The organism is Psychroflexus lacisalsi, from assembly GCF_020164495.1.
GTDB lineage: Bacteria > Bacteroidota > Bacteroidia > Flavobacteriales > Flavobacteriaceae > Psychroflexus > Psychroflexus lacisalsi.
This window is the reverse complement of record NZ_JAIQYZ010000024.1, coordinates 1-425: the sequence shown is the minus strand read 5'-3', so window position 1 is coordinate 425 and position 425 is coordinate 1. Positions and strand designations below refer to the sequence as shown.

Here is a 425-nt window from a genome sequence, read left to right as displayed (position 1 = left end):
AATAATAGATAGATTCATTCATATCTGCTAATAACTTAAAATCATAATTCGGAAGAATTTTCTTCGCAGCTTTTAAAAATTTACCATAAAGAATTTGTTCAGGAATTTCTTTTTTAAAATTAGACTCGTATTTGTAAATCACCTCAATGCCTTTCTGTGAAAAGCATTGAAATGAAATTAAAATTAATAAAATAAATCTCATAAAATTAAAAGTTCATGAGTAAAAACATATAGTCGGTACCCGATTCACAGGCTGTATAAACAAAATCTGTTAGAGCGTAAACATCACTTGGTGGTGCACCCATATTTTCAGCTTCTGATCCAGCTTCCCATGCTTGAGCTGCACAATCTCTTATTTCAGAGTTGTCAGATGTATTAAAACTACTTAAACTTAAGGTCATCGCTCCTAAAGCGATAATTGAAAA

The 425-nt window shown here is 30.6% G+C and carries 1 protein-coding gene and 1 pseudogene; both read right to left on the bottom strand.

Annotation, left to right across the window (positions count from 1 at the left end):
* Positions 1–202, bottom strand: a pseudogene (locus tag LB449_RS13820) (GLPGLI family protein); the annotation flags it as partial.
* Positions 203–206: 4 nt separating this feature from the next.
* Positions 207–425 (bottom strand): hypothetical protein (locus LB449_RS13815; RefSeq protein ID WP_224455698.1); only part of this gene is annotated, 219 nt, incomplete at its 5' end.